Source organism: Mesorhizobium sp. M0184 (assembly GCF_040322215.1).
Lineage (GTDB): Bacteria > Pseudomonadota > Alphaproteobacteria > Rhizobiales > Rhizobiaceae > Mesorhizobium.
Window position 1 is genome coordinate 1 of sequence record NZ_JAMYSZ010000047.1, and the last position, 24034, is coordinate 24034.

Consider the following 24034-nt stretch of genomic DNA (forward strand, 5'->3'; position numbering starts at 1 on the left):
AGCAACGCTTTCAACTCGCCTCTGCTCAGTCTAACTTCTCGATTGGTCATGGCACTTCCCCTTCCACGGGAATCGGTGATCGCAATGTCACCACCGTGCCATGGCCGCTCGCCCCTCAGAGCAGGCGCCGTTCTCTCTCCAAAACTTTTTGCAGAACCTCCAGCACACTATCCGCCTCGCCGATCGGCCCCGGAAGAGATCAGGTGGGCGTCTCCCTGGGGGCCGGGCTGCGGGCTTCGCTGAAGCCGGCCTGCGGTCGTCTTCACCCCTTCAGGCACGCATCCCTAACGCGCCCGCTGCCGCACCTCCGGCGCTTAGCCTGCTTGAGTGCGGATAAAGCGCCTTGCCTCATTACCGAGGCAGTTTCTTCATCTCCGCTGCGAACCCGACGTGCGCGTTTCCCGCATCCGCCTCTCCATGCGTGACTTCGACCACAGGGCGAGGGTGCCTGGTAGCATTCCAGGGCTCGTTCAATCCATTCCCAGGCGCGGGCACCGTGCGCATACCGCAGGCGTTTGTGTCGGCGAACTGGGCGGAGTTTCTTCTAGGCAATCTGCATCTCTGACCGGGTTGAGCTCGTCAATGACCTAAACAAAACAAAACCGCATCGCGAAGCGATGGCCTGAGGCAGCTATCAAATCGCCTTGACCGGCATATCGCTCAAGAGCGACTTGCAGGGCTACATTTGCTTTGAACGTTCTGGGAATGCTGCCGAGCGGTGATCATCGCGCTGACGAGGAGCTCCTGACCATGGCGTAGAATAAGTTCATCACGGCGTCATTGAGGAAGCCGTTGTTACGGTGCCGATATCCGCATCGTCGGCGATCGCGCCTTCTACACGCCGGGCGGCGACTTCATCCAACTGCCGCCGCAGCCCGCTTTTTTCCGAGGCCGCGCGGACAACGACAGGCAAGGTACGCGCTGAATCCCAATCCCTCCCTGGCCGAGCAGTTCGCCATACTGGTGGCATGACAGCGGCCGGTTTCGACCACCTTCATCACGCAAAAAAACTTTGCAACACAACCCATCCGCCGTCGCCAGCACCTGCTTGCGTGTCGCTTCGGAGGGTCGGCCGGTTCCCGAAAGCACGTATGATGCCATCGCGACCGACGCCTGCCGCCGCCGCGACTTCCTTGATTCCGGACTGTTTCATGAGTGTGCCGCCGGCCGGTAACGTCAAGCGGCAACAAGCCGCATGATCGTATCGATATTGAACTTGAAGCGCTGCTCTAGGGCGTCCTTGGCCATCAGGTCCCGCTCGTAGATGATCGAACCGGTGAAACGGTTTGTCAGGTAGTAGTAGCCGACGGCCGCGATGGTGATGTTGAGCTGCACGGGATCGATGCCGTCGCGGAGGACGCCCGCCTTCACCCCGCGCTCAAGAATGCTCGAGACCAAGTTCACGAGCTTCCTGCTGGAGACCCGGACGATCTCCGATTTTTTCAGGTGCTTGCCTCGATGCAGGTTTTCGCTGTTGACGAGCGTCAGAAATTCCGGATTCTTCAGGTAGTATTCCCAGGTGAAGCGCACCAGTTTTTCGAGCGCTGCCCTTGGGTCAAGATCTTCCAGGTGCAGCTTCTGTTCGGCGTTGCGAATATCGAGATAGGCCTCTTCGAGAACGGTCTGGAACAGGCCCTCCTTGCTCTCGAAATAGTGGTAGATCATGCGCTTGTTGGCCTTCGCCTTCTCTGCGATATCATCAACGCGCGCCCCACCCAAGCCTTTCTTTGCAAATTCTTTTTTTGCCGCTTCGAGGATGCGCGCCTTGGTGGCTTCCGCGTCGCGGATGCGCGGTTTTCGTCCCGGTTTTTCGTTTTGTTCGCCCGTCATGTTTTGCGCCTGCCCTCTGCCGCGGTCGGGATTTCTTCCCTGCAACTCATACACGCGCGTCGCCGTCCGTCACAGCCGTTCGACGCGATTGCTTGTCTTGTCTTGATCATACTGAAACCGCTTGACTTGGGCAAACTAAAAGAAGTAACTGGTTAGTGCGTTAAAAGGCGTAGGTCACGCCGGAGCGCCTCGCCCGAAGGCAAGGCTCTCCTGTCGACAGCAGCGCCAGTCGTGACGCGGAAAGCGTTTCAATCGAGAATTGGGAGGAACCAATGTCGACCTTTATCAAGGATTTCATCGAGCGCGAAACGGTCAGCCGTCGCAATTTTCTGTTCGCAGCTGCGGCCGGCATGGGCGCGGCTGCCGTGCCGGGACTATTCGGTGGCGGCATCGCACGCGCCGCGCTGACGGACCCGGCGATTGCCTGGAGCTACCGCGACCGCGCCTCGGCATACTGGAACTCTGTCGTCTCCGGCGGCGAGGCCTTCGTGGAGTCGCTCGGCAAGCCGAAGAGCGCACTCATCAGCCTTATCAACGAGGGCTCGACGGAAAAGTCGCTCGCTGACATCAAGGCCTTCCTTGCCAAGAACAATGGCAATTGCGCCATTGCCTGCGATGCCAATGACAGCCCGAACGCCCGTCCGGTCGTCGAGGCCGTTCAAGCTGCCGGCGCCTATGTGTCGACGATCTGGAACAAGACCGACGACCTGCATCCTTGGGATTTTGGCGACAATTATGTCTCGCATATGACCTGGTCGGATGAAAAGCCGGCGGAAGAAACCGCCCGCATCCTCTTCAAAGCCATGGGCGGTGAGGGTGGCGTGGTCCATCTCGGCGGCATCGCAGCCAACAATCCGGCCGTCGAGCGCCTCAACGGCCTCAAGAACGCACTGAAGGACTTCCCGAAGGTCGAGCTGCTCGATGCCGAGCCGGCCGACTGGGACACACAGGAGGGCGCGGCCCTGATGGCCTCGTTCCTGACGCGCTACGGCGACAAGATCAAGGGCGTGCATTGCGCCAATGACAACATAGCCTACGGCGTCATCGAGGCGCTGCGTGCCGAGGGCATCGAGAACATGCCGATCGTCGCCTATGACGGCAATCCGGAAGCCGTGCAGATGGTCATGGATGGTCAGCTGCTCGCCACCGTGTTCACCAATCCGCATTGGGGCGGCGGCATCAGCGCTGCACTCGCCTACCATGCCGCCATCGGCACCTTCAAACCTTCCGAGGAGCCGAAGGAGCATCGCGAATTCTATGGCCCGACGATTCTCGTCACGGCCAAGGACGCCGCTGAATTCAAGGCGAAGTACCTGGATTCCGTTCCGACCTACGACTGGAAGGACTTCTGGGGGCCGTCGAAAGGCCAGATCCAGTACAAGTCCTGACCATAGGCAGGGCGGCAGCCGTACGCGCTGCCGCCACATCTCCTGCGAAATTTTATTAGAGGGTGTCTGACGTGACACGTCGCCTATCACGCGAAACCTTGATCAAGTGGGCGCCGCTACTGGTGCTGATCGCGCTGCTGATCTTTTTCACCGCACTCAACCCGACCTTCTTTTCCTTGCGGAACTTTGCCCGTATCGCGATCGCGGCGGCCCCGGCGCTCATGGTCGCCGTCGGCGTCACCTTCATCATCGTCATGGGTTCGATCGACCTTTCCATGGAGGGAACGGTCTCGCTCACGGCGGTCTCCTTCGCCTTCATCTTCGCCCAGCTTGGCGGCACGCTCGCCGGCTTCGGCTGGATAGCCATTCCGCTTGTGCTCGTGCTCGGCGGCATGCTCGGGCTCTTGAACGGGCTGGTGCATGTGAAACTGAAGATCCCGTCCTTCATGGCAAGCCTCGCCATGGGCTTTGTCGGCACCGGTGCCGCGATCCTGCTGACCGGCGGTGATATCGTGAAGGTCAGCGATGCCACCTTCCGCGGCCTGCTCACGGTGCGCTGGCTCGGCTTCCCGCTGATGGTCTATGTCGCGGCCCTCTTCCTGTTCGTCGGCAGGTTCATCCAAACCCACACGACGCTCGGCCGCAATTTCTACGCTGTCGGCGGCGGCGAGGACCTCGCTCACGCCTCGGGCCTCAACGTCACCCGCGTCCGCGTCACCGGCTTTGCGCTCGCCGGCGTCTTCTACGCCATCGCCGCGATCCTCGTCGTCGCCCGCATCGGGCAGGCGGAATCTGTGACGGGCGCAAACTTCATGTTCGTCTCCATCACCTCTGTGGTCGTCGGTGGCGTGGCGCTCTGGGGCGGCATCGGCGGCGTGTGGAACGCGCTCGTCGGCGTTCTTATCGTCAACGTCATCGACAACGGCATGGTCGTCATCGGTCTGCCCGATTTCCTCCAGGACGGAGTGCTGGGCCTCCTCGTCATTCTTGCGGTGGTGCTTTCCACCGACCGCAAGATGGTTTCCTTCGTTAAGTGAGGAGCGCCATGTACGAGCTGAAAGCCGTCGACAAGAAATTCCCCGGCGTCCACGCGCTGAAGTCTATCAATTTCCACATCAAGCGCGGTGAGATCGTCGGTCTCGTCGGTGAGAACGGCGCCGGCAAATCCACGCTGATGAAGGTCATCTACGGCGCCTACCAGCCGGATGGCGGCCAGGTCCTTATCAACGGCGCGTCCGTTCGCTTCGCCAATCCGCGCCAGGCGATGGAAAAGGGCATCGGGATGGTGTTCCAGGAACAGTCCCTGATCCCGAACCTCTCTGTCATGGAGAACATCTTTCTCGGCTACGAGCGCCAGTTCGTCCGCTTCGGCGTGGTCGACTGGAAGGCGATGGCGAGCGCGGCCAAGGCGCAGCTCGCCAAGGTGAAGCTCGACATCGACCCGGTGACGGTGACCTCGAAACTCTCGTTCGCCCAGCGCCAGCTTGTCGAACTCGCCAAGGTTCTGACGCTGGAGGAGCGGGTTCAGGGCGACCTCGTCATCCTGCTCGACGAGCCGACCTCGGTTCTATCGAAGGAAGAGGTCGAGCTGCTCTTCAAGCTTGTGCGGGAGCTGACGACGCGCGCCTCCTTCATCTTCGTTTCGCATCGCATGGAAGAGGTGATGGAGCTCTCCGACCGCATCTATGTCATGAAGGACGGCGAGGTGGTCGACGTGGTAGAGCGGGGCGGCGCGACGGCGGAGGCCATCCAGCACAAGATGGTCGGCCGCAACGTCGACAAGCAATATTACCGAGAACACCTGCAGAAGCCGTTCGATGGCTCGAAGGTGCTGGTCGAGATGGCGGCCGTCGGACTGCCGGGCAGCATCCAGGATATCTCGTTCAAAGTGCATGCCGGTGAAGTCCTGTGTCTCGTCGGCACGGAAGGTTCCGGGCGCGAGGCGATCCTGCGCACGATCTACGGCATGCTGACGCCGGCGACCGGCCGTCTCAAGATCAAGGGCGCTGACGCCACAGGCTATTCGCCGCGCCAGTCGGTCGCCCATGGGGTCGGCTATGTGCCGCGCGAACGCAAGATCGAAGGCATCGTCGCCGGCATGAACGTCTACGAGAACATGACGCTCTCGCAGATGCGGAACCATTCGAGCCGGGGGGTACTGCGCGTTAACGAGGAGCGGGCGCTGGCGCGCGACTGGATCAAGAAACTCTCGATCAAGGCACATTCGGAATTTGCCGATTGCGGCAATCTCTCGGGCGGCAATCAGCAGAAGGTCGTGCTGGCCAAATGGCGTTCCGCCGGCTCCGACATCATGTTGCTCGACCACCCCACGCGCGGCCTCGACATCGGCGCGAAGGAAGACGTCTACGACATGATCCGCGCGATGGGCGCGGCAGGCGTCGGCATCGTGCTCGTCGCCGATACGCTGGAAGAAGGGATCGGCCTGTCGCACACCATCATCGTCGTCAAGGACGGGCGCATCCAGAAGCAATTCGCCTGTAAGCCGGGCGCCAAGCCCACGCCCTTCGACCTGCTGCACCATATGATCTGAGGGAAGAGATGGATATTCAGCGCCTCAAACCGCACCTGCCCTGGATCACGCTGGTCGTGCTCGTCGCGATCGTCGGCGTCAACGATCCCGGCTTCCTGCGCCCTTCGAACCTACTCGGCATCGCCGGGGATATCGTGCCGCTCTTCATCATGGCGCTCGGGCTCACCTTTGCTATCTATATCGGGGGCATCGATCTTTCGGCCCAGTCCATGGCGAACATGGTGACGGTCGTCGCCTCGGTATATCTCGCCTCCATGGGGGCGTGGGTCGCCGTGCTGTGCGTGCTTGCCGGCTTCCTGCTCGGCATGCTCTCCGGTTATGTGACGACGCGGCTTTTCGTGCCGTCCTTCATCTCCACGCTCGCCGTCGGCGGTGTCGCCTTTTCTATTGCGCAATGGCTCTCCGGCCAGCGCGCACTCAACATGGATGCCACACAGCGCAACGAGACCTTCGGCTGGATGATCGGCCGCACCTGGGGCGTGCCGCATGAGCTGCTGATTGCCGCGGCGCTCGTCGCGATCTGCCTCTTCATCGAGCGACGCACGACGCTTGGCCGTGCCCTGAAGGCCGTCGGTGCCGGCGAACTCGCGGCCGCGGCCTCAGGCCTCAATGTCGCCCGCTACAAGATTCTTGCTTTCGCGATCTCGGGCGCACTCGCCGCCATTGCCGGCCTCCTCTTTGCGGTAAAGCTTTCGGGCGGTGCGCCGACGATCGCCAACGGCTTCCTGCTGCCGGCCATCGTTGCGGTGCTCGTCGGTGGTACGCCGCTGACAGGTGGCGTCGGCGGTGTCGTCAACACCGTGGTCGGTACGCTCATTGTTGCCGTCATCCGCGCCTCGATGCTCTATTTCGAGATCGACGCGACGCGCCAGCAGATGGTTTTCGGCGTCGTGCTGATCGTCGCCATCGCGCTGACCATCGACCGCGCAAAGCTGCGCACCGTGAAGTGAGGATCTGGCCATGAGCACCATGCGCGCCGCTGTCCTCACTGCGCCGAAGCGCTTCGAACTCCGCGACGTTCCGGTGCCGTCCGTCGGGCCGGATGATGTACTGGTGCGGGTAACGCGCACAGGCATTTGCGGCACGGATATCCATATCTTCAACGGCCACTACGCCGCTGACCAGTTGCCGCTGATCCCCGGCCATGAGTTCTGCGGCACGATTGCTGAGATGGGCACCAATGTGCGCCATCTCTCGCCTGGTACGCGCGTGGTCGTCGACATTAATATCGGCTGCGGCACATGCTTCTGGTGCCGGCGTAATGAGGTGTTGAACTGCGCCGAGGTCACCCAGGTCGGCATCGGCAGGGATGGGGCTTTCGCCGAATTCGTCGCCGTGCCCGCGCGCCTCGCGATCCCCGTTGAGGCTAACATCGCTGACGAAGTTCTCGTCCTCACCGAGCCGGTCGCCTGCGTCGTCCGCGCCGCGCGCAAGGCGAGGGCGACCTTCGGCCAGTCGGTCGTAATCTTCGGCGCAGGGCCGATCGGCAATCTTCATGTGCAGATGATGCGGCTCGTCGGCGCGGCCCCCATTATCGTCGCCGATCTGTCCGCCGAGCGCTCCCGGATGGCTCTCGAAGCCGGCGCGGATGCGGCGGTGTCCGATCCGGCCGAGCTCAAGAAAACCGTGCTGCGGATGACCGGCGGACGCGGCGCGGATCTGGTGGTCGAAAGCGTCGGCAACAGAAAGCTCTATGAACAGGCTTTCGACCTGACGCGCCGCGGCGGGCACATCGCCTTCTTCGGCATCACGTCGCGGGGCGAGACGGTCCCCCTCGATATCCTCCGCACGGTTCTGGAGGAGACGAGCCTCAAGGGCTCCGTCGCGGGCATGGGGGAGGATATGCATGACGCATTGACCCTTCTATCGCATGGCCGGTTCCGCACGGATGATTTCACCAAGGCGAGCTACTCCCTGGAGAATATCCAGGCGGCTTTCGACACCCTCGGGGAACGGCCGCACGACCTGAAGACGCAAATCGCCATTGCGGCGTAAGACCTATCGAAGTGGAGGTATCCCGTGGACCAGAAAAACCCGTTCCTTTCTGCCCCGGCCGCAGCGCGCACCTTCGGCTTTTTCGTCGATGGCGAGTGGAAAGACGGCGCGCAATACTTCGAACGCACGTCGCCCGGCCACGGCACGCCTGTCACGCGCACGGTTCGTTGCACGGTCGATGATCTGAACGCCGCCGTCGCCGCGGCACGCCGCGCCTTCGAAGATCGCCGCTGGGCTGGCCTTTCGGGTGCGGCCCGCGGAAGCGTCCTGTTGCGCGTTGCTGAAATCTTGCGCCGCCGTCGCGACGAAATCGCCTATTGGGAGGCGCTGGAAAACGGCAAGCCGATCTCCCAAGCGCGAGGTGAAATCGATCACTGCATCGCCTGCTTCCAAACGGGCGCCGGTGCGGCGCGCATGCTGCACGGAGACAGCTTCAACTCGCTCGGCGACGATCTCTTCGGCATGGTGCTGCGCGAGCCGATCGGCGTCGTCGGCCTCATCACGCCCTGGAACTTCCCGTTCCTGATCCTCTGCGAGCGCGTGCCCTTCATCCTCGCCTCTGGCTGCACGATGATCGTGAAGCCGTCGGAAGTGACCGCTGCAACGACGCTGCTGCTCGCCGAAGTGCTGGCGGAAGCGGGCCTTCCGGCCGGTGTCTACAACGTCATCACCGGTGCCGGCCGCAGGATTGGCCAGGCGCTGTCCGAGCATCCTGACGTCGACATGCTGTCCTTCACCGGCTCGACAGCCGTCGGCCGCTCCTGCGTCCACGCGGCAGCCGACAGCAACTTCAAGAAGCTCGGCCTGGAGCTTGGCGGCAAGAACCCCATCATCGTCTTCGCCGATGCCGATCTGGAAGACGCCGCCGACGGCGCGGCCTTCGGCATCAGCTTTAACACCGGGCAATGCTGCGTCTCCTCCTCGCGCCTGATCGTCGAGCGCTCCATCGCCGCCGAATTCGAAAAGCTGCTCGTCGAAAAAATGAAGAAGATCCGCGTCGGCGATCCGCTGGACGAGGCGACTCAGGTCGGGGCCATTACGACAGAGGCGCAGAACGCCACGATCCTCGACTACATCGCGAAGGGCAAGGCCGAGGGCGCAAAACTTCTCACCGGCGGCGGGCCGATCAATCTTGGTCGCGGCCAGTATATCGCGCCGACGCTCTTCTCCGGCGTTTCATGCGACATGGTCATCGCCCGCGACGAGATTTTCGGCCCCGTGCTGTGCTCCATGCATTTCGATACGTTGGAAGAAGCCATCAAGCTTGCCAATGACACGGTTTACGGTCTTGCGGCGAGCGTCTGGACGAAGAATATCGACAAGGCACTGATGGTGAGCCGCCGGGTTCGCGCCGGGCGCTTCTGGGTCAACACGATCATGGCCGGCGGTCCCGAAATGCCGCTCGGCGGCTTCAAGCAGTCCGGCTGGGGCCGCGAGGCGGGGATGTATGGGGTAGAGGAATATACGCAGGTGAAGTCCGTTCATGTCGAGATCGGCAAGCGCACGCATTGGATCGCATGATGGCCGCTGGCTATGACTATGTGATCGTCGGCGGCGGTACCTCCGGGTGCGTGCTGGCGGCGCGGCTTTCGGAAAACCCGTCCGCGCGAGTGTGCCTCATCGAGGCGGGCGGGCGCGATACCAATCCGCTCATCCACATGCCCGTTGGCTTCGCTAAGATGACGACGGGGCCGCTCACCTGGGGCCTGAAGACCGCGCCCCAGAAGCACGCCAACAACCGTGAGATCCTTTACGCGCAGGCCAAGGTGCTCGGGGGCGGGTCGTCGATCAATGCCGAGGTTTTCACGCGTGGTGTGCCCGCCGATTATGATCGCTGGGTCGAGGAAGGCGCGGAAGGGTGGGGCTTCAAGGACATCCAGAAATATTTCCTGCGATCGGAGGGCAATTCGATCCTCTCCGGTGCCTGGCATGGAACGGATGGCCCGCTCGGCGTCTCCAACATCCCCGAGCCGCAACGCATGACGCGGGCCTTCGTGCAGAGCTGCCAGGAGTTCGGCATTCCCTACAATCCGGATTTCAATGGCCCGGTGCAGGAGGGGGCGGGCGTCTACCAGACGACGACGCGCGACAACCGGCGCTGCTCGGCGGCCGTCGGCTATCTGCGTCCGGCCCTGAAGCGTCCGAACCTGACGGTCGTCACCGGTGCGCTTGTCCTGCGCATCGTCTTCGAAGGACTCCGTGCGGTGGGCGTCGAGTACGAGGCCGGCGGCTACCGCACGACGGCGCGGGCGGAAAGCGAGGTGATTCTTACCTCTGGCGCCATCGGCACGCCGAAGCTGATGATGCTCTCCGGCGTCGGGCCGGCCGATGCGCTCAACAGCCACGGCATCGAGGTGGTGCAGGACATGGCCGGCGTAGGGCAGAACCTCCAGGACCATTTTGGCGTCGACATCGTCGCGGAACTGAAGAACCACGATAGCCTCGACAAATACAACAAGTTGCACTGGTCGATCTGGGCAGGCATTCAGTACACACTCTTCAAGTCCGGCCCCATCACCTCCAACCTCGTGGAGGGTGGGGCGTTCTGGTATGGCGACAAGGCGAGCCGCATCACCTCCAACGTCGTGCAGGGTGGGGCGTTCTGGTATGGCGACGAGGCGAGCCCGACCCCGGACCTGCAGTTCCACTTCCTTGCGGGCGCGGGGGCGGAGGCAGGCGTACCGAGCGTGCCGAAGGGCGCGTCCGGCATCACGCTCAACTCCTATACGCTTCGGCCAAAGTCGCGCGGAACCGTGACCTTGCGCTCGGCCGATCCGCGCGCCTTGCCCGTTATCGATCCGAACTTCCTCGGCGACCCCGACGATGTAAGGATTTCCGCTGAAGGCGTGAAGATCAGTCAGGAAATCTTTGGCCAGCCTTCCCTGCAGAAATGCATCAAAACGTTGCATTTTCCCGATAGAAACGTGCGCACGCAGGAAGACTATGTCGCCTATGCACGCCAATACGGGCGTACCTCCTATCACCCCACCTGCACCTGCAAGATGGGGCGGGACGAGATGTCGGTGGTCGACCCGCAACTGCGCGTCCACGGCCTCGATGGCATCCGCATCTGCGACAGTTCCATCATGCCGAGCCTCGTCGGTTCCAATACCAATGCGGTGACGATAATGATCGGCGAAAAGGCATCGGACATGATCCGCGGCAATGCCTAATCGATCGAGGCTTCTCAAGCAAAAGGGCGGCCTTGCGGCCCCCCCAGACTGCTGACAAACCCCTGGCATTTTGAAGGGGGTTTTTGATTCACTGGGTCATGTTGAAGCGACCCGCCCCTGAACAGACCGCGCTCGAGATGGTAACGCTGGATCAGTTGGTTCCAGCTGATCACCTGTTGCGCAAGATCGACCGTGTGATCGATTTCTCCTTCATCCACGAACTGACCTCGCCGCTCTATTGCCCCGACAATGGTCGCCCGCCGCTCGACCCGACCTTGATGTTCAAGGCGCTGTTCATCGGCTACCTGTTTGGAGTTCGCTCGGAACGGCAGTTGGTGCGCGAGATCGAGGTCAATGTCGCCCATCGCTGGTTCCTGCGGCTGAAGCTGACGGACAAGGTGTTCGACGCCTCGACGCTGAGCCAGAATCGGCGGCGGCGTTATGATGATACCAGCGTGTCGCAGGCGATCTTCGACCGCATTGTCGAGCAGGCGATCCGGGCGGGCTTGGTCGACGGCACGGTGCTGTACACCGACTCCACCCATCTGAAGGCCAATGCCAACAAGGGCAAATACGACCTTGCCATGATCGCCAAGTCGCGGGCCGACTATTGGGCCGACCTCGATCGTGCGATCGACGCCTAACGGGTGCTGCACGGCCAGAAGCCGCTGAAGGAGAAGGAGCGGCGGCCTGCGGTGAAGGAGACCAAAGTCTCGCGGACCGATCCCGACAGCGGCTACATGGTGCGCGAGGGCAAGCCGAAGGGCTTTTTCTATCTCGACCATCGCACGGTGGATGCAGCCCATGCCATCATCACCGACACGCATACGACGGCGATCGTCCACGATTCGACCGTCTACCTGTCGAGGCTTGATCGGCAGGTGGAGCGCTTCGGATTTGATGTCGGCGCCGTCGGACTGGACGCCGGCTATGCCACGGCAGGCATCGCCAAAGGACTGGGGGACCGGGCAATACGCGGCGTCACCGGCTATCGTCGCCCCACACCACCCAAGCCCGGCATGATGGCACCGTCGTCCTTCACCCATGAGCCGGCGGCTGATAGCTATCGCTGCCCACAGGGCCAGGTGCTGGCCTATGTCACCACCGACCGCAATGGCTACCGCCACTACAAGAGCGACCCTGCTATTTGCCGCGACTGCCCGTTGCTTGCCTCCTGCACGACCAATGCCAAGGCCCAGCGCACCATCATCCGCCATGTCTGGGCAGATGCGAAGGAGCGCACCGACGCCAACGGGCTGACCGCATGGGGCAAGGCCATCTACCGCCGCCGCAAGGAGACCGTCGAACGCTCCTTTGCCGACGCCAAGCAACTGCACGGTCACCGCTATGCGCGCTTCCGAAGTCTCACCAAGGTCGCCTGCCAGTGCCTGCTCGCCGCCGCAGCACAAAACATCAAGAAGATCGCTCTTTGCTTGTGGCCGAAGCCAAAACCTCGCCTCGCCTGAGGCTCAATGCCTCCTGTCAAAATCCCCTGACAGAAGCAGTCCAAGATACTTCAATCACATAACAAAAAACCCCGCCGAAAATCGACGGGGTTTGTCAGCGGCCTGGGGCGGCCTTGCGGCCGCCCTTTTGCGTCAGTCCCATTGGGGGACCCAGGGCAGTTGCCCCGGCTTGACAATGCGGTAACCGGTCGCGTTCAGGGCGTCGATCCTGTCCATGTCGATGGACGACAGCGTGAAATCCATGATGTCGAAATTCCCCCGGATGTTTTCCGGCTTCGTCGACATCGTGTTGAGCGGCACACCCTTCTGGAGAGTCCAGCGCAGCACGACCTGTGCAGCAGATTTTCCGTAGGTTTTGCCGATCTCGGCGAAAAGACGGTGCTTGAACACTTCGCCGCGGGCGATGGACGCGTAGGAGGAAAGCGGGATGCCCGTCTCCGATGCGGCGGCGAGGAGCTTCTGCTGGTTGACCAGCGGGTGAAACTCCACTTGGTTGGTGACGAGCGGTCCTTCGACCACGGCGCGCGCCACATGCATCATGCGTGCGGTATAGTTCGAGACGCCGATGGTATCCGTAAGACCCCTGTCCCGGGCGGATTGCAGGAGGCGCAGGGATGGCGCGACGTCACCGTCTGCCGGCGGCCAGTGCAGGAGAAGCGCATCGAGGCGATCGATCTGCAATGACTTCAGGCTGGCCTCGACCGAGGGCAGGAATTTTTCTTCTGAATAGTTGTCCGGATGCACCTTCGTGGTAATGCAGAGCTCTTCCCGCGCGACGCTGCAGACTGCGAGTGCCGCACCCGTATCGGCCTCGTTGCCGTACATCTGCGCCGTATCGAACGCTCGGTAACCGGCGCCGATGGCGGCAGCGATCGCGTGTCTGAGGTCGTTTCCCTTCAGCGGAAAGGTGCCGAAGCCGCGCTGAAAGCTCTTCTGGAAATAGATGTTCATGCCTCCTCCTTGGCTGTCTGGGAGCATCGATGGCGCCATGCGCGTCGACGCGAAAAACCTGCTTGCCTGATTGCCCAGGCCGTGTTTAATCTATAACTAGTTAGTTACTTAGTGCAATGCGGAACGGAGGTGAAGTCGATGAAGAAGGTAAAGACGGCGGAGGAGGCGGCCCAACTCGTCAGGGATGGTGCGGTCGTTGCAGTCAACTCTTCGTCGGGCCTGTGTTGCCCTGAGGCCGTTCTCAAGGCGCTAGGCGAACGCTTTGATCGCGAAGGCCATCCGCGCGGTCTCACCTCCATTCACCCGATCGCGGCCGGCGACTTCTTTGGCACCCGTGGTGTTGACCACATCGCCAAGCCGGGCATGCTGAAGAAGATCATCGGCGGCTCCTATCCCTCGGGGCCAAGCAATGCCGAGCCGCCGCTGGTCTGGCAGATGATCCTCAAGGAGGAGCTCGCCGCCTGGAACGTGCCCTCCGGCATCGTCTTCGACATGCTCCGGGAGGGCGCCGCCAAGCGTCCGGGCGTGCTCACCAAGGTTGGCATGGAGACCTTCGTCGATCCCGATCAGGAAGGCTGCGCGATGAATGCGAGTGCGCGCGCCGAGCCGATCGTTCAGCGGGTTTCGTTCGCGGGAGAGGACTGGTTGCATTTCCCGGCGCTTCGCCCCGATGTTGCGATCATCCGTGCGACGACCTCCGACGAGAAGGGCAACCTCACCTTCGAACAGGAGGGTGCGACTCTCGGCGCTATGGAAATGGCGCTGGCCGCCCGCAATTCCGGCGGTCTGGTCATAGCGCAGGTCAAGCGGGTGGCGGCCAGCGGCACCCTGCGGCCCCATGACGTGCGCGTCCCCGGCATCCTCGTCGACGTCATCGTCGAGGCGCCCGATCAATTGCAGACGACGGCGACGCCCTATGACCCGGCGATTTCCGGCGAGCTCTTCCGGCCGCTCGAAACCTTCCGCCTGCCGGCCCTCGATGTTGGCAAGGTCATCGCCCGCCGCGTGGCGCGGGAACTGCAGGATGGCTGGGCCGTCAATATCGGCTTCGGCATTTCGGCCAACGTGCCGCGCATCCTCATCGAGGAAGGGCATCACGGCAAAATTACATGGGTAATCGAGCAGGGTGCCGTCGGCGGCGTGCCGCTTCTCGATTTCAAGTTCGGCTGTGCCTCCAACGCCGAGGCCTTCGTCGCCTCGCCCCATCAGTTCTGTTATTTCCAGGCGGGCGGCTTCGATTGCTCGCTCCTGTCCTTCCTCGAGATCGATTCCGAAGGATCGGTCAATGTCAGCCGCCTGGCGGCAACGCCACACCGCACCGCTGGCGCCGGCGGTTTTGTCGACATCACGTCGCGTGCGAAAAAAATCGTCTTCTCCGGCAATTTCAATGCAGGCGCCAAGATGCACATCGAGGACGGCCGGCTGGTGATCGACACGGAGGGCCGCATCGCCAAGTTCGTGCCGAAGGTCGATCAGGTCAGTTTTTCTGGCAAGCGCGCCCGCGCGCAGGGGCAGGAGATCACATATGTCACGGAGCGCTGCGTAATAGAGCTTGATACGGACGGACTTGTGATAACCGAGATCGCCGCTGGCCTCGACCTCCAGCGCGACGTCCTCGACCAGGCGGCGACGTCGTTGCGCGTATCGCAGACGCTCAAGGTGATGGACGATGCGCTATTCCGCGCTGGCACCATGGGGCTTGCGCTGTGAGCGATCCGCGCATCGAACTCCGAATCGAGGGCCACCTTGCGCGGCTCACCCTGCGCCGCCCGGAAAAGCTGAACGCGGTCGACGAGGACATGGTCGATGCGCTGTTGCGGGCCTGCCGTACCATCGAGCGCTCGGATGCCCGAGTTGCGATCGTGTCGGGAGAGGGCGGCAGGTCCTTTTGCGCGGGGGGCGATATCGAGGCGTGGAGCAGCCTCGACGCCGACACGTTCTCTCGCCGCTGGCTGCGCGACGGACACGGCGCCTTCGATGCGCTGGCCCGCCTCACGGTTCCACTGATCGCGGTGCTGAACGGCCACGCGCTCGGCGGCGGGCTGGAGCTTGCTGCCTGCGCGGACCTGCGCATCGCCGAAGCGCATGTGAAGATCGGCCAGCCGGAGGCCGGCCTCGGCATCATTCCCGGCTGGTCCGGCACGCAGCGCGCCTCGCGCCGCTTCGGCACGCAGCTTGTCCGCCGCATGGCGCTTTTCGGTGAAGTCTACTCAGCTGATGAGGCCATCGCGCTCGGGCTCGTTGATCAGGTCGTGCCCACGGGCGAGGGTGGCGCCGCCGCAGAGGCCGCGGCGGCCCGCGTGCTGAAGCGATCTCCAAGGGCGACAGAATTGACGAAGATGCTGATCAATGCCGCCGAGCACGAGGAAAGCGAACGGGTCGTAGAGGCCTTGGCCGGCGCGGTGGCGGCTGCATCCGAAGATCTCACGGAAGGGCTGGCGGCCCACAGGCAGAAGCGGCCGGCGCGTTTCGACAGATAGCTTTCGGTCATCCCATACTCCTGATCCGTTTGGCGGTCTCATGAAGCCTGAAGACAAAGATTTTCTCGCACAACTCTTTCGCGCAGCGATCGAAGCCGCGGCTCCCGAAAAGGCCTTAAGCACATATCTACCGACCCGACCCAAAGGAAAGACCGTCGTCATCGGCGCGGGCAAGGGCGCCGCGCAGCTTGCCGCGGCTTTCGAAAGGCTGTGGGATGGCCCACTGGAAGGGGTTGTGGTGACGCGTTATGGCTATTCGGCGGCCTGCCAGAGGATCCGTGTGCTGGAGGCTGCCCATCCCGTTCCGGATGTTGCGGGGCTTGAAGCGTCTCAATCGCTTTTCGACGCTGTAAAGGGGCTTGGTGAGAATGATCTCGTCGTGGCGCTGATCTGTGGCGGCGGGTCCGCCCTGCTCCCAGCCCCGCCCGGCGATCTCACGCTGAAGGATGAAGCCGCCCTAAACAGCGCGCTGCTGGCGAGCGGTGCGCCGATTTCCGTCATGAACGCTATTCGCAAGCAGGTCTCCGGCATTAAGGGTGGGCGGCTCGCCGCCGCATGTCATCCTGCAAGGGTTGTGACGCTCGTTGTCTCCGATGTGCCTGGCGACGACCCGGCGCAGGTCGCCAGTGGACCGACCGTGCCGGATGCAAGCAATCGCAAAGAGGCGCGCGCACTGGTCAAGACATGGGGTGTCAAGCTGCCCGAGCGGATCCAGGTTTGCCTTGATGAAGACGTGGGCCAGCCGCCATCGCCTCATGACTCAGCCTTTGCCGGTCATGAGGTCCACATCATCGCTTCTGCACGCCTTTCACTGGAGGCTGCCGCGCAACGGTCGGAGGCGCTCGGCGTGCCCGCCGTCATTCTATCGGACTGCATAGAGGGGGAGGCGCGCGACGTCGCGGTTGTTCACGCCGCTATCGCTCGCGAGGTCGCCAGCCGTGACCGTCCGTTCTTGCGTCCCGTCGTCATCCTCTCCGGCGGAGAAACGACGGTGACGATCAAGGGACGTGGCAAGGGTGGACGCAACACGGAGTTTTTGTTGTCGCTCGCGCTCGCAGGCGAAGGTGTGCCGTTTGCAGCACTTGCCGCCGATACGGATGGTATCGATGGCTCAGAGGACAATGCGGGGGCCTTTGCCGACGGCGCCAGCATGGGGCGCCTGCGCGAACTGGGGGCGGATCCTGCCGCACTGCTTGCCGGCAACGACGCCTGGACGGCGTTTCATCGTTTGGGCGACCTGTTCGTGCCCGGCCCGACAGGAACCAATATCAATGACTTCAGGGCAATCCTGATCCGTTAGAGCTTGCCCGCGCCGCTTGCTGCAGCGCGGGCTGATGCGAGCTCAGCCCGGAACGGGTGCGTCCTCGCGCAACAGGCGCTGCCTCTTGAGATCTGCCCAGAACTCTGCCGGGATCGGATGGGAGAACCAGGCAAGGTTCTGGTCAAGCTGTTCGACCGTGCGCGTGCCCGCCATGAAAGAGGGTACGCCAGGATGGGCGAGCACGAATTGCAGTGCGGCGGCGGCCAGCGGCACGCCATGCGCCGCACAGACCCCCTCGATCTTCGCGACCTTTTCCAGGATGTCGCGCGGCGCCGGCGCGTAATTGTACTTCGCCCCTTCCTTCGCGCCGGTGGCAAGGATTCCCGAATTGAAGCCGCCGCCCACGACGACCGCCGCGCCACGTGCCTCGCACAGCGGAAGGAACGCGTCGAGCGCGTCCTGTTCAAGGAGGGTGTAGCGGCCGGCCAGCAGGAAGCAGTCGAAATCGTGACGGCGGAGGGCCTCATGGCAGACCTGCCATTCGTTGACGCCGACGCCGATCGCCTTCACGACCTTTTCCGAGCGCAGCCGCTCCAGCGCGCGCCAGGCGCCGTCCATCGCCTGCTCGAACACTTCCGGCTGCTCGCTCCCGCGTGTGAAAACGTCGATGTCATGGATGAAACACATGTCCATCCGCTCCAACCCCAGCCGCTGCAGGCTGTCCTCGAAGGCGCGCATCGTGCCGTCGTAACTGTAGTCGAAATGCATGGTGAAGGGCGCAGCATTCGTCCACGGCGCAAAATCGATGGTGTCGCGCCGTGCCGGTCGCAGCAGGCGCCCGACCTTGGACGAGAGGACGAAATCGTCTCGCTCCTTCCAGCGCAGGGCGTGGCTCGTGCGCAGTTCGGCAAGCCCGTGGCCATACATCGGCGCGGTGTCGAAGAACCGTACGCCGGCGGCCCATGCGCGTTCGAACATAGCCCCGGCTGTGGCTTCGTCGATCTCGCGGAAAATGTTGCCGAGGGGCGCGGTCCCAAAGCCGAACGTCGTGACGTCAAGTTCTGTTCGGCCGAATTTCCTCTTTTCGCCAGGGTGCATGCCTCTCCTCCATAAGTAACCAGTTGGTGAATAAATAAGCACGGACCAAACGCCTGTGCAAGCAGCTTTCTTCCCGGTCTCAGATTTTTCCGACTTGACGTCTTGAGACTGGGGAATGTATATAACCGGATAGTTACTAAGTGGGAGTCGAGGGCCATGTATCTCACTGAAACGCAGGAGCAGGTGCGAGAGATGGCGCGCGCCTTTGCCGACGAAATGATCCGGCCCGTGGCCGAGGAATTGGACCGCGAGGAACGCTTCCCGGCGGCTCTTTACGACGAAATGGCAAAGCTCGGCCTATTCGGCATAGGCGTGCCGGAAGCCCTCGGCGGGCCGGGCTTCGACACGCTGACCTATGCCCTTGTGATGGAGGAGTTGAGCCGCGGATATGCTTCCGTCGCCGACCAGTGCGGCCTGGTCGAACTGATTTCAAGCCTGTTGGTGCGCCACGGCACTGAAAGCCAGCAGGCCCTGCTGCCGGAAATACTCGGCATGCGCTCGAAGGTCGCCTACTGCATCACCGAGCCGGAGGCGGGCACTGATGTTTCGGGCATCCGCACGACGGCCGAGCGCGACGGCGACGGCTGGCGTTTGAACGGCGGCAAGATCTGGATCCACAATGCGCCGGTGGCCGACTACGGTTTCGTGCTGGCGCGAACCGACAAGCAAGCCGGCAATCGCGGCATGTCGATCTTCATCGTCGACCTGCATGCGGCCGGCGTAGAGAAGGGGCCGAAGGAGCACAAGATGGGCCAGCGCGCCAGCCAGGTCGGCGCGCTGAACTTCACCGATGTGCGCCTTCGGGCAGATGCCCTGCTCGGCACCGAGGGGCGCGGTTTCCACATGATGATGTCGGTCCTCGACAAGGGGCGCGTCGGCATTGCGTCACTCGCCGTCGGTATCGCACAGGCCGGCCTGGAGGCCGCCCTCGACTATGCCGGGACGCGCAAACAGTTCGGCAAGGCGATCGCCGACTTCCAGGGCGTGCAATGGCTTCTGGCCGACATGGCGAAGGACATCGAGGCCGCACGCCTGCTCGTCCATTCTGCCGCTTCGAAAATCGACAGCGGCGCGGATGCGACCAAAGCCTGCTCCATCGCCAAGTGCTTTGCCGGCGACATGGCTGTACAGCGTACCGCCGATGCCGTGCAGGTCTTTGGCGGCTCCGGCTATATCCGCGGCTTCGAGGTGGAGCGGCTCTACCGCGATGCAAAGATCACGCAGATCTATGAAGGCACGAACCAGATCCAGCGCATGATCATCGCGCGCGAACTCCTGAAGAAAGGCGCTAGGGCATGAGCGCCGCGTCCGCCCGGCCGGTCGCGCTCGTCACCGGCTCCTCGCGCGGCATCGGCCTTGCCGTTGCTGAAGCTCTGGCGAAGGAAGGATTTGCGGTCGCCGTCAACGGGCCGGCTGAGGACGCCGAACTTGCCGCCGCGGTCGAGCGCGTCGCCGCCCATGGCGTCCCCGTCGTCGCCGCCGCGTTCGATGTCGCTGCGATCGGCGGTCACGGTGCGGCGATCGATGCGGTCGAGGAAAAGCTCGGGCCGCTTACCACGCTCGTCAACAATGCCGGTGTCGCCGTGCTCAAGCGCGGAGACATGATGGAGGTCTCCGAGGAGAGCTGGGACCGGTGTTTTGCCGTCAACACGAAGGCTATGTTCTTCCTGAGTCAGGCCTTCGCGCGTCGTCTGCTTGCACGCGCGCGGCCGCCACTCTTCCATTCGATCGTCAATGTCACGTCTTCGAATGCGGTCGCGGTGGCGGAGCAGCGCTCGGAATACTGCGCCTCGAAGGCCGCCGCCGCCATGGTCTCCAAGACTCTCGCCGTCCGTCTCGGGCGCGAGAACATTGCCGTCTATGACGTCCAGCCGGGCCTGATTGCCACCGAGATGACCGCGCCGGTTATCGAGGCCTATCGCGAACGGGCCGCGCAGGGCCTCACGCTTTTCCCGCGTGTCGGCGAGCCGGAGGAGGTCGGTGCGCTGATTGCCTCGCTTGCGACTGGCAGGCTTCCCTACACAACCGGACTGTCGATCCCAGCCGATGCCGGCATGCTCGTCCCGCGCTTCTGAGGTTTTTCATGAAAATCGCCCTTCCCGATACCGCTGGCCGCCTTGCGCACTATGCCCTGACCGGAAAGCCAATCGCCGCCGCCACGCTTGGCAGGAACCCGGCGCGAACAGTCTACTCGGCCGCCCACGTCGTCGCCGATCCCTTCACTGCGAACGATCCGTCGGGTCGCGCCACGGTCGACTGGGCCAAGACGATGGAGTTTCGCCGCTATCTCGCCGGCCTCGGCCTCGGCATTGCCGAGGCGATGGATACGGCGCAGCGCGGCATGGGTCTCGACTGGCCGGGCGCACTGGAGCTGATCCGCCGCACCCGCGAGGAACTCCCGGATGCGGTGGTCGCCAATGGCTGCGGCACGGATCATCTCGACCCCGCGGCAGTGGCGAGTCTGGACGATGTGCGCCGGGCCTATCTGGAACAGGCGGAAGCCATTCAGAAGCTCGGCGGCCGCCTCATCCTCATGGCCTCCCGTGCTCTGGTGCGCGTCGCAAAAAAGCCGGAAGACTACGTCAAGATCTATTCCGATGTGCTCGCCGCCTGCGACCAGCCGGTGATCCTGCATTGGCTCGGCGATATGTTTGATCCGCAGCTTGCCGGCTATTGGGGCGACGCGGCGTTTGACCCCGCCATGCAGACGGCGCTCGCCGTCATCGAAGCGAACACGGCCAAGGTTGACGGCATCAAGATCTCCCTTCTCGACAAGGAAAAGGAGGCCGTCATGCGCCGTCGTCTGCCCGCCGGCGTGAAAATGTATACGGGCGACGACTTCAACTATCCGGAACTCATCGAAGGTGACAGCGAGGGCTTTTCGCACGCCCTTCTCGGCATCTTCGACCCGCTCGCGCCGGCTGCCGCCTATGCGGTGGAGCGGCTGGGCGACGGCGACAAGGCGGGCTTCCGTGCAACGCTCGACCCGACCGTGCCGCTCGCTCGCCTGATCTTCCGCGCGCCCACCCAATACTACAAGACCGGCGTCGTCTTCCTCGCCTGGCTGAACGGCTTCCAGGATCACTTCGTGATGCTGAACGGCGCCCAGGCGATGCGGCCGCTGCCGTATTTCGTCGAGGTGTTCCGTCAGGCGGACCAGTGCGGCCTGCTGCGCGATCCCAACCGCGCCGTCGAGCGCATGAAGAAGTTGCTCGCTGTTTACGGGGCGTAGGCGATGCGCGATTTCTCGACGGACCATTTGGCGCTCGCGCTCAACACCGCCAGCCTCGGACACAACTTGGATGGCCACGGTGCAGGCTGGTCACCGGAGCGGGTGATTGATGCGTGTGCTGCCCGTCGTTTCGGCTCGATCGTCTTCTGGCGCCGCGAAGTCGGTGCGCGGGCGAACGAGATTGGCGAGCGGGTGCGCTCGGCAGGCCTTTCCGTCGCCGGGCTTTGCCGCACACCGTTCCTTGTCGGTAGCGAAGCGATCGACAGGACAGCGGTTCTCGATGAGGCGAGGGCGTCCATCGATATGGCTGCCGGTCTGGGTGCCACTGTGCTGACGATTGTGGTGGGCGGCGTACATCCCGGCACCAAGGGCACTGCCGAGAGCTTGAAGATTGTCGCTGAACGTGTTGCCGACCTCGCACTCTATGCGGCGGACCGCAATGTCAAGCTGGCGCTGGAACCTCTCAATCCCGTCTACGCCGGGAACCGCTCCTGCCTGACGACCGTGCGTGACGCTGTCGATATCTGCGAGGCGGTTGATGCGCCGAACCTTGGCATTGCCGTTGACGTCTACCATGTCTGGTGGGACTGCGATCTTGACACCCAGTTGCAGCGCGCCGGCAAGGACAGGATTTTCGGCTATCACCTTTGCGATTGGCTTGCCGACACGCGCGACGTGCTGCTGGACCGCGGTATGATGGGCGACGGTGTTGCCGATCTCAAGACGATCCGCGCGAGTGTCGAAGGCACCGGCTACACCGGTCCCTGCGAGGTCGAGATTTTCTCCGCTAACAATTGGTGGAAGCGTGATCCCGGCGAGGTGCTTGACGTCATGGTCGAACGTTTCCACGCCCTCTGCTGACGAATTTTGGAGTCGAGCCATGAAGATCTTGGTCCCAGTCAAGCGCGTTGTTGATTACAACGTAAAGATCCGCGTGAAGGCGGATGGCTCCGGTGTCGAGCTTACGAATGTCAAGATGTCGATGAACCCGTTTGACGAGATTTCGGTTGAGGAAGCGCTACGCCTCAGGGAAGCCGGCAAGGCTGAGGAAGTGGTTGTGGTGTCGATCGGTCCGGCGAAAGCCGAAGAGACGCTGCGCACCGCGCTTGCCATGGGCGCCGATCGCGCCTTGCTGGTCGAGACGGACGACGCCGTCGAGCCGCTCGCCGTCGCCAAGATTCTCAAGGGTGTCACCGAGGCCGAACAGCCCGGCCTCGTCATCGTCGGCAAGCAGGCGATCGACGACGACAGCAGCCAGACCGGCCAGATGCTCTCGGCCCTTCTTGGTTGGGCGCAGGCGACGTTTGCTTCCAAGGTCGAGATCGACGACGGCAAGGCACCAGAGGGCACAGCCAGGGTGACGCGCGAAGTCGACGGTGGTCTCCAGACGATCGACGTGAAGCTTCCGGCCGTCGTTACGACCGACCTTCGCCTCAACGAGCCGCGTTATGCGTCGCTGCCGAACATCATGAAGGCCAAAAAAAAGCCGCTCGACAAGAAGACGCCGGTCGACTTCGGCGTCGACACCGCCCCGCGCCTCAAGGTGCTGAAGACCCAGGAACCGTTCGGCCGCAAGGCAGGCGTCAAGGTTAAGTCGGTCGCCGAACTGGTTGAAAAGCTCAAGACCGAAGCCGGCGTGCTCTAAGGTGGGAAAGGGGGACTAAACCATGGCCATTCTTCTTCTGGCAGATCACGACAATGAAACCCTTTCCGACCAGACCGCAAAGGCGCTGACGGCCGCGTCGAAGATCGGTTCCGACGTGCATGTGCTCGTCGCCGGCTCCGGCGTCAAGGCTGCGGCCGATGCGGCTGCAAAACTCTCCGGCGTTTCCAAGGTGCTGCTTGCCGACGACGCCAGTCTTGCCAACAATCTCGCAGAACCGCTGGCGGCGCTCATCGTGTCGATCGCCGGCAATTACGATGCGGTCGTCTCGGCCGCGACCTCGGTCGGCAAAAACATCCTGCCGCGCGTTGCTGCGCTGCTCGATGTCGCGCAGATCTCGGAAATCGTCGAGGTCGTCTCTGCCGACACGTTCAAACGGCCGATCTATGCCGGAAATGCCATCCAGGTGGTGCAGTCGACTGACGCCAAGAAGGTGATCACCGTACGCACGGCGTCCTTTTCCCACGCCTCCCAAGGCCCATCTGCTGTCGTCGAGGAAATCTCGACGGCAGCCTTTTCTTCAGAGCTTTCGACCTTTGTGTCGAACGCACTTTCGACCTCGGACCGACCGGAGCTGACCTCGGCGAAGATCATCATCTCCGGCGGTCGGGCGCTCGGCTCGTCGGAGAAATTCAAAGAAGTCATCCTTCCCGTTGCGGACAAGCTTGGCGCCGCCGTCGGTGCGTCGCGTGCGGCCGTCGATGCTGGCTATGCACCCAACGACTGGCAGGTCGGTCAGACCGGCAAGGTGGTCGCCCCGGACCTTTACATCGCCTGCGGCATCTCCGGGGCCATCCAGCATCTGGCCGGCATGAAGGATTCGAAGGTCATCGTCGCGATCAATAAGGACGAGGAGGCGCCTATTTTCCAAGTTGCCGACTACGGTCTCGTTGCGGATCTCTTCGAGGCCCTGCCGGAACTCGAAAAGGCGCTTTGAGGACTTAGC

At 62.9% G+C, this 24034-nt stretch carries 20 protein-coding genes and 1 pseudogene; 17 read left to right on the plus strand and 4 right to left on the minus strand.

Annotated features, from left to right (window positions below; genetic code table 11):
* Positions 1–769: 769 nt before the first annotated feature.
* Positions 770–913 carry a hypothetical protein gene (locus tag NKJ23_RS31640; protein ID WP_352496375.1) on the minus strand — a complete coding sequence of 48 codons (144 nt, stop codon included), beginning with the start codon at positions 911–913 and terminating at the stop codon, positions 770–772.
* Between the two features lie 263 nt (positions 914–1176).
* Entirely contained in the window at positions 1177–1830 is a 654-nt protein-coding gene (locus NKJ23_RS31645) for a TetR/AcrR family transcriptional regulator (RefSeq protein ID WP_352496373.1), read from the minus strand.
* 272 nt (positions 1831–2102) lie between these two features.
* On the opposite strand from NKJ23_RS31645, the gene NKJ23_RS31650 reads away from it, so the two are divergent.
* The 8 genes and pseudogenes from NKJ23_RS31650 to NKJ23_RS31685 all read left to right on the plus strand — a co-directional run bounded on the left by NKJ23_RS31650 (position 2103) and on the right by NKJ23_RS31685 (position 12403).
* Entirely contained in the window at positions 2103–3218 is a 1116-nt protein-coding gene (locus tag NKJ23_RS31650) for a sugar ABC transporter substrate-binding protein (protein WP_352496349.1), read from the plus strand.
* A 71-nt stretch (positions 3219–3289) separates the two neighbouring features.
* Positions 3290–4255 carry an ABC transporter permease gene (locus NKJ23_RS31655; protein WP_352496350.1) on the plus strand — a complete coding sequence of 322 codons (966 nt, stop codon included), beginning with the start codon at positions 3290–3292 and terminating at the stop codon, positions 4253–4255.
* Between the two features lie 8 nt (positions 4256–4263).
* Complete coding sequence (locus tag NKJ23_RS31660; RefSeq protein WP_352496351.1) at positions 4264–5769, plus strand: sugar ABC transporter ATP-binding protein; 1506 nt, start codon at positions 4264–4266, stop codon at positions 5767–5769.
* Between the two features lie 8 nt (positions 5770–5777).
* On the plus strand, positions 5778–6719 hold the full coding sequence (locus NKJ23_RS31665) for an ABC transporter permease (RefSeq protein ID WP_352496352.1): 942 nt from the start codon (positions 5778–5780) through the stop codon (positions 6717–6719).
* A 10-nt stretch (positions 6720–6729) separates the two neighbouring features.
* Entirely contained in the window at positions 6730–7764 is a 1035-nt protein-coding gene (locus NKJ23_RS31670; RefSeq protein ID WP_352496353.1) for a zinc-dependent alcohol dehydrogenase, read from the plus strand.
* Between the two features lie 24 nt (positions 7765–7788).
* The gene (locus NKJ23_RS31675) at positions 7789–9285 is read left to right on the plus strand and encodes an aldehyde dehydrogenase family protein (protein WP_352496354.1); all 1497 of its coding nucleotides are present in this window, start codon (positions 7789–7791) and stop codon (positions 9283–9285) included.
* Positions 9285–10937, plus strand: coding sequence for a GMC family oxidoreductase (locus NKJ23_RS31680; protein WP_352496355.1), 1653 nt, complete (start codon positions 9285–9287; stop codon positions 10935–10937). The genes NKJ23_RS31675 and NKJ23_RS31680 overlap by 1 nt, the downstream gene beginning before the upstream one ends.
* 98 nt (positions 10938–11035) lie before the next feature.
* Positions 11036–12403 (plus strand): annotated as a pseudogene (locus tag NKJ23_RS31685) (IS1182 family transposase).
* A gap of 132 nt (positions 12404–12535) precedes the next feature.
* Here NKJ23_RS31685 and NKJ23_RS31690 read toward each other — a convergent pair.
* Positions 12536–13354 (minus strand): aldo/keto reductase, encoded by an 819-nt coding sequence (locus tag NKJ23_RS31690; protein WP_352496356.1) that lies wholly within the window; start codon positions 13352–13354, stop codon positions 12536–12538.
* 138 nt (positions 13355–13492) lie between these two features.
* On the opposite strand from NKJ23_RS31690, the gene NKJ23_RS31695 reads away from it, so the two are divergent.
* Genes NKJ23_RS31695 through NKJ23_RS31705 form a run of 3 tightly spaced genes read left to right on the plus strand, consistent with a single transcriptional unit; the run spans position 13493 to position 17134 of the window.
* Positions 13493–15064, plus strand: coding sequence for an acyl CoA:acetate/3-ketoacid CoA transferase (locus NKJ23_RS31695; RefSeq protein ID WP_352496357.1), 1572 nt, complete (start codon positions 13493–13495; stop codon positions 15062–15064).
* Complete coding sequence (locus NKJ23_RS31700; protein ID WP_352496358.1) at positions 15061–15834, plus strand: enoyl-CoA hydratase/isomerase family protein; 774 nt, start codon at positions 15061–15063, stop codon at positions 15832–15834. Before NKJ23_RS31695 ends, NKJ23_RS31700 begins: the two co-directional genes overlap by 4 nt.
* Before the next feature lie 40 nt (positions 15835–15874).
* A complete protein-coding gene (locus NKJ23_RS31705; protein ID WP_352496359.1) occupies positions 15875–17134 on the plus strand; it encodes a glycerate kinase type-2 family protein in 1260 nt (419 codons plus the stop codon).
* A gap of 42 nt (positions 17135–17176) precedes the next feature.
* On the opposite strand, the gene NKJ23_RS31710 is transcribed toward NKJ23_RS31705, so the two are convergent.
* Positions 17177–18193 (minus strand): aldo/keto reductase, encoded by a 1017-nt coding sequence (locus NKJ23_RS31710; protein ID WP_352496360.1) that lies wholly within the window; start codon positions 18191–18193, stop codon positions 17177–17179.
* Positions 18194–18349: 156 nt separating this feature from the next.
* On the opposite strand from NKJ23_RS31710, the gene NKJ23_RS31715 reads away from it, so the two are divergent.
* The 6 genes from NKJ23_RS31715 to NKJ23_RS31740 are packed head-to-tail and all read left to right on the plus strand — an operon-like array spanning position 18350 to position 24025.
* Entirely contained in the window at positions 18350–19492 is a 1143-nt protein-coding gene (locus tag NKJ23_RS31715; protein ID WP_352496361.1) for an acyl-CoA dehydrogenase family protein, read from the plus strand.
* A complete protein-coding gene (locus tag NKJ23_RS31720) occupies positions 19489–20268 on the plus strand; it encodes a 3-ketoacyl-ACP reductase (RefSeq protein WP_352496362.1) in 780 nt (259 codons plus the stop codon). Before NKJ23_RS31715 ends, NKJ23_RS31720 begins: the two co-directional genes overlap by 4 nt.
* Positions 20269–20276: 8 nt before the next feature.
* Entirely contained in the window at positions 20277–21425 is a 1149-nt protein-coding gene (locus NKJ23_RS31725) for a dihydrodipicolinate synthase family protein (RefSeq protein ID WP_352496363.1), read from the plus strand.
* A 3-nt stretch (positions 21426–21428) separates the two neighbouring features.
* Positions 21429–22286: a sugar phosphate isomerase/epimerase family protein gene (locus NKJ23_RS31730; RefSeq protein ID WP_352496364.1), complete on the plus strand. Its 858-nt coding sequence runs from the start codon at positions 21429–21431 to the stop codon at positions 22284–22286.
* Positions 22287–22305: 19 nt separating this feature from the next.
* Entirely contained in the window at positions 22306–23070 is a 765-nt protein-coding gene (locus NKJ23_RS31735; protein ID WP_352496365.1) for an electron transfer flavoprotein subunit beta/FixA family protein, read from the plus strand.
* 22 nt (positions 23071–23092) lie between these two features.
* Positions 23093–24025, plus strand: a complete 933-nt coding sequence (locus NKJ23_RS31740; RefSeq protein ID WP_352496366.1) for an electron transfer flavoprotein subunit alpha/FixB family protein — start codon at positions 23093–23095, stop codon at positions 24023–24025.
* The last annotated feature ends 9 nt before the right edge of the window (positions 24026–24034 follow it).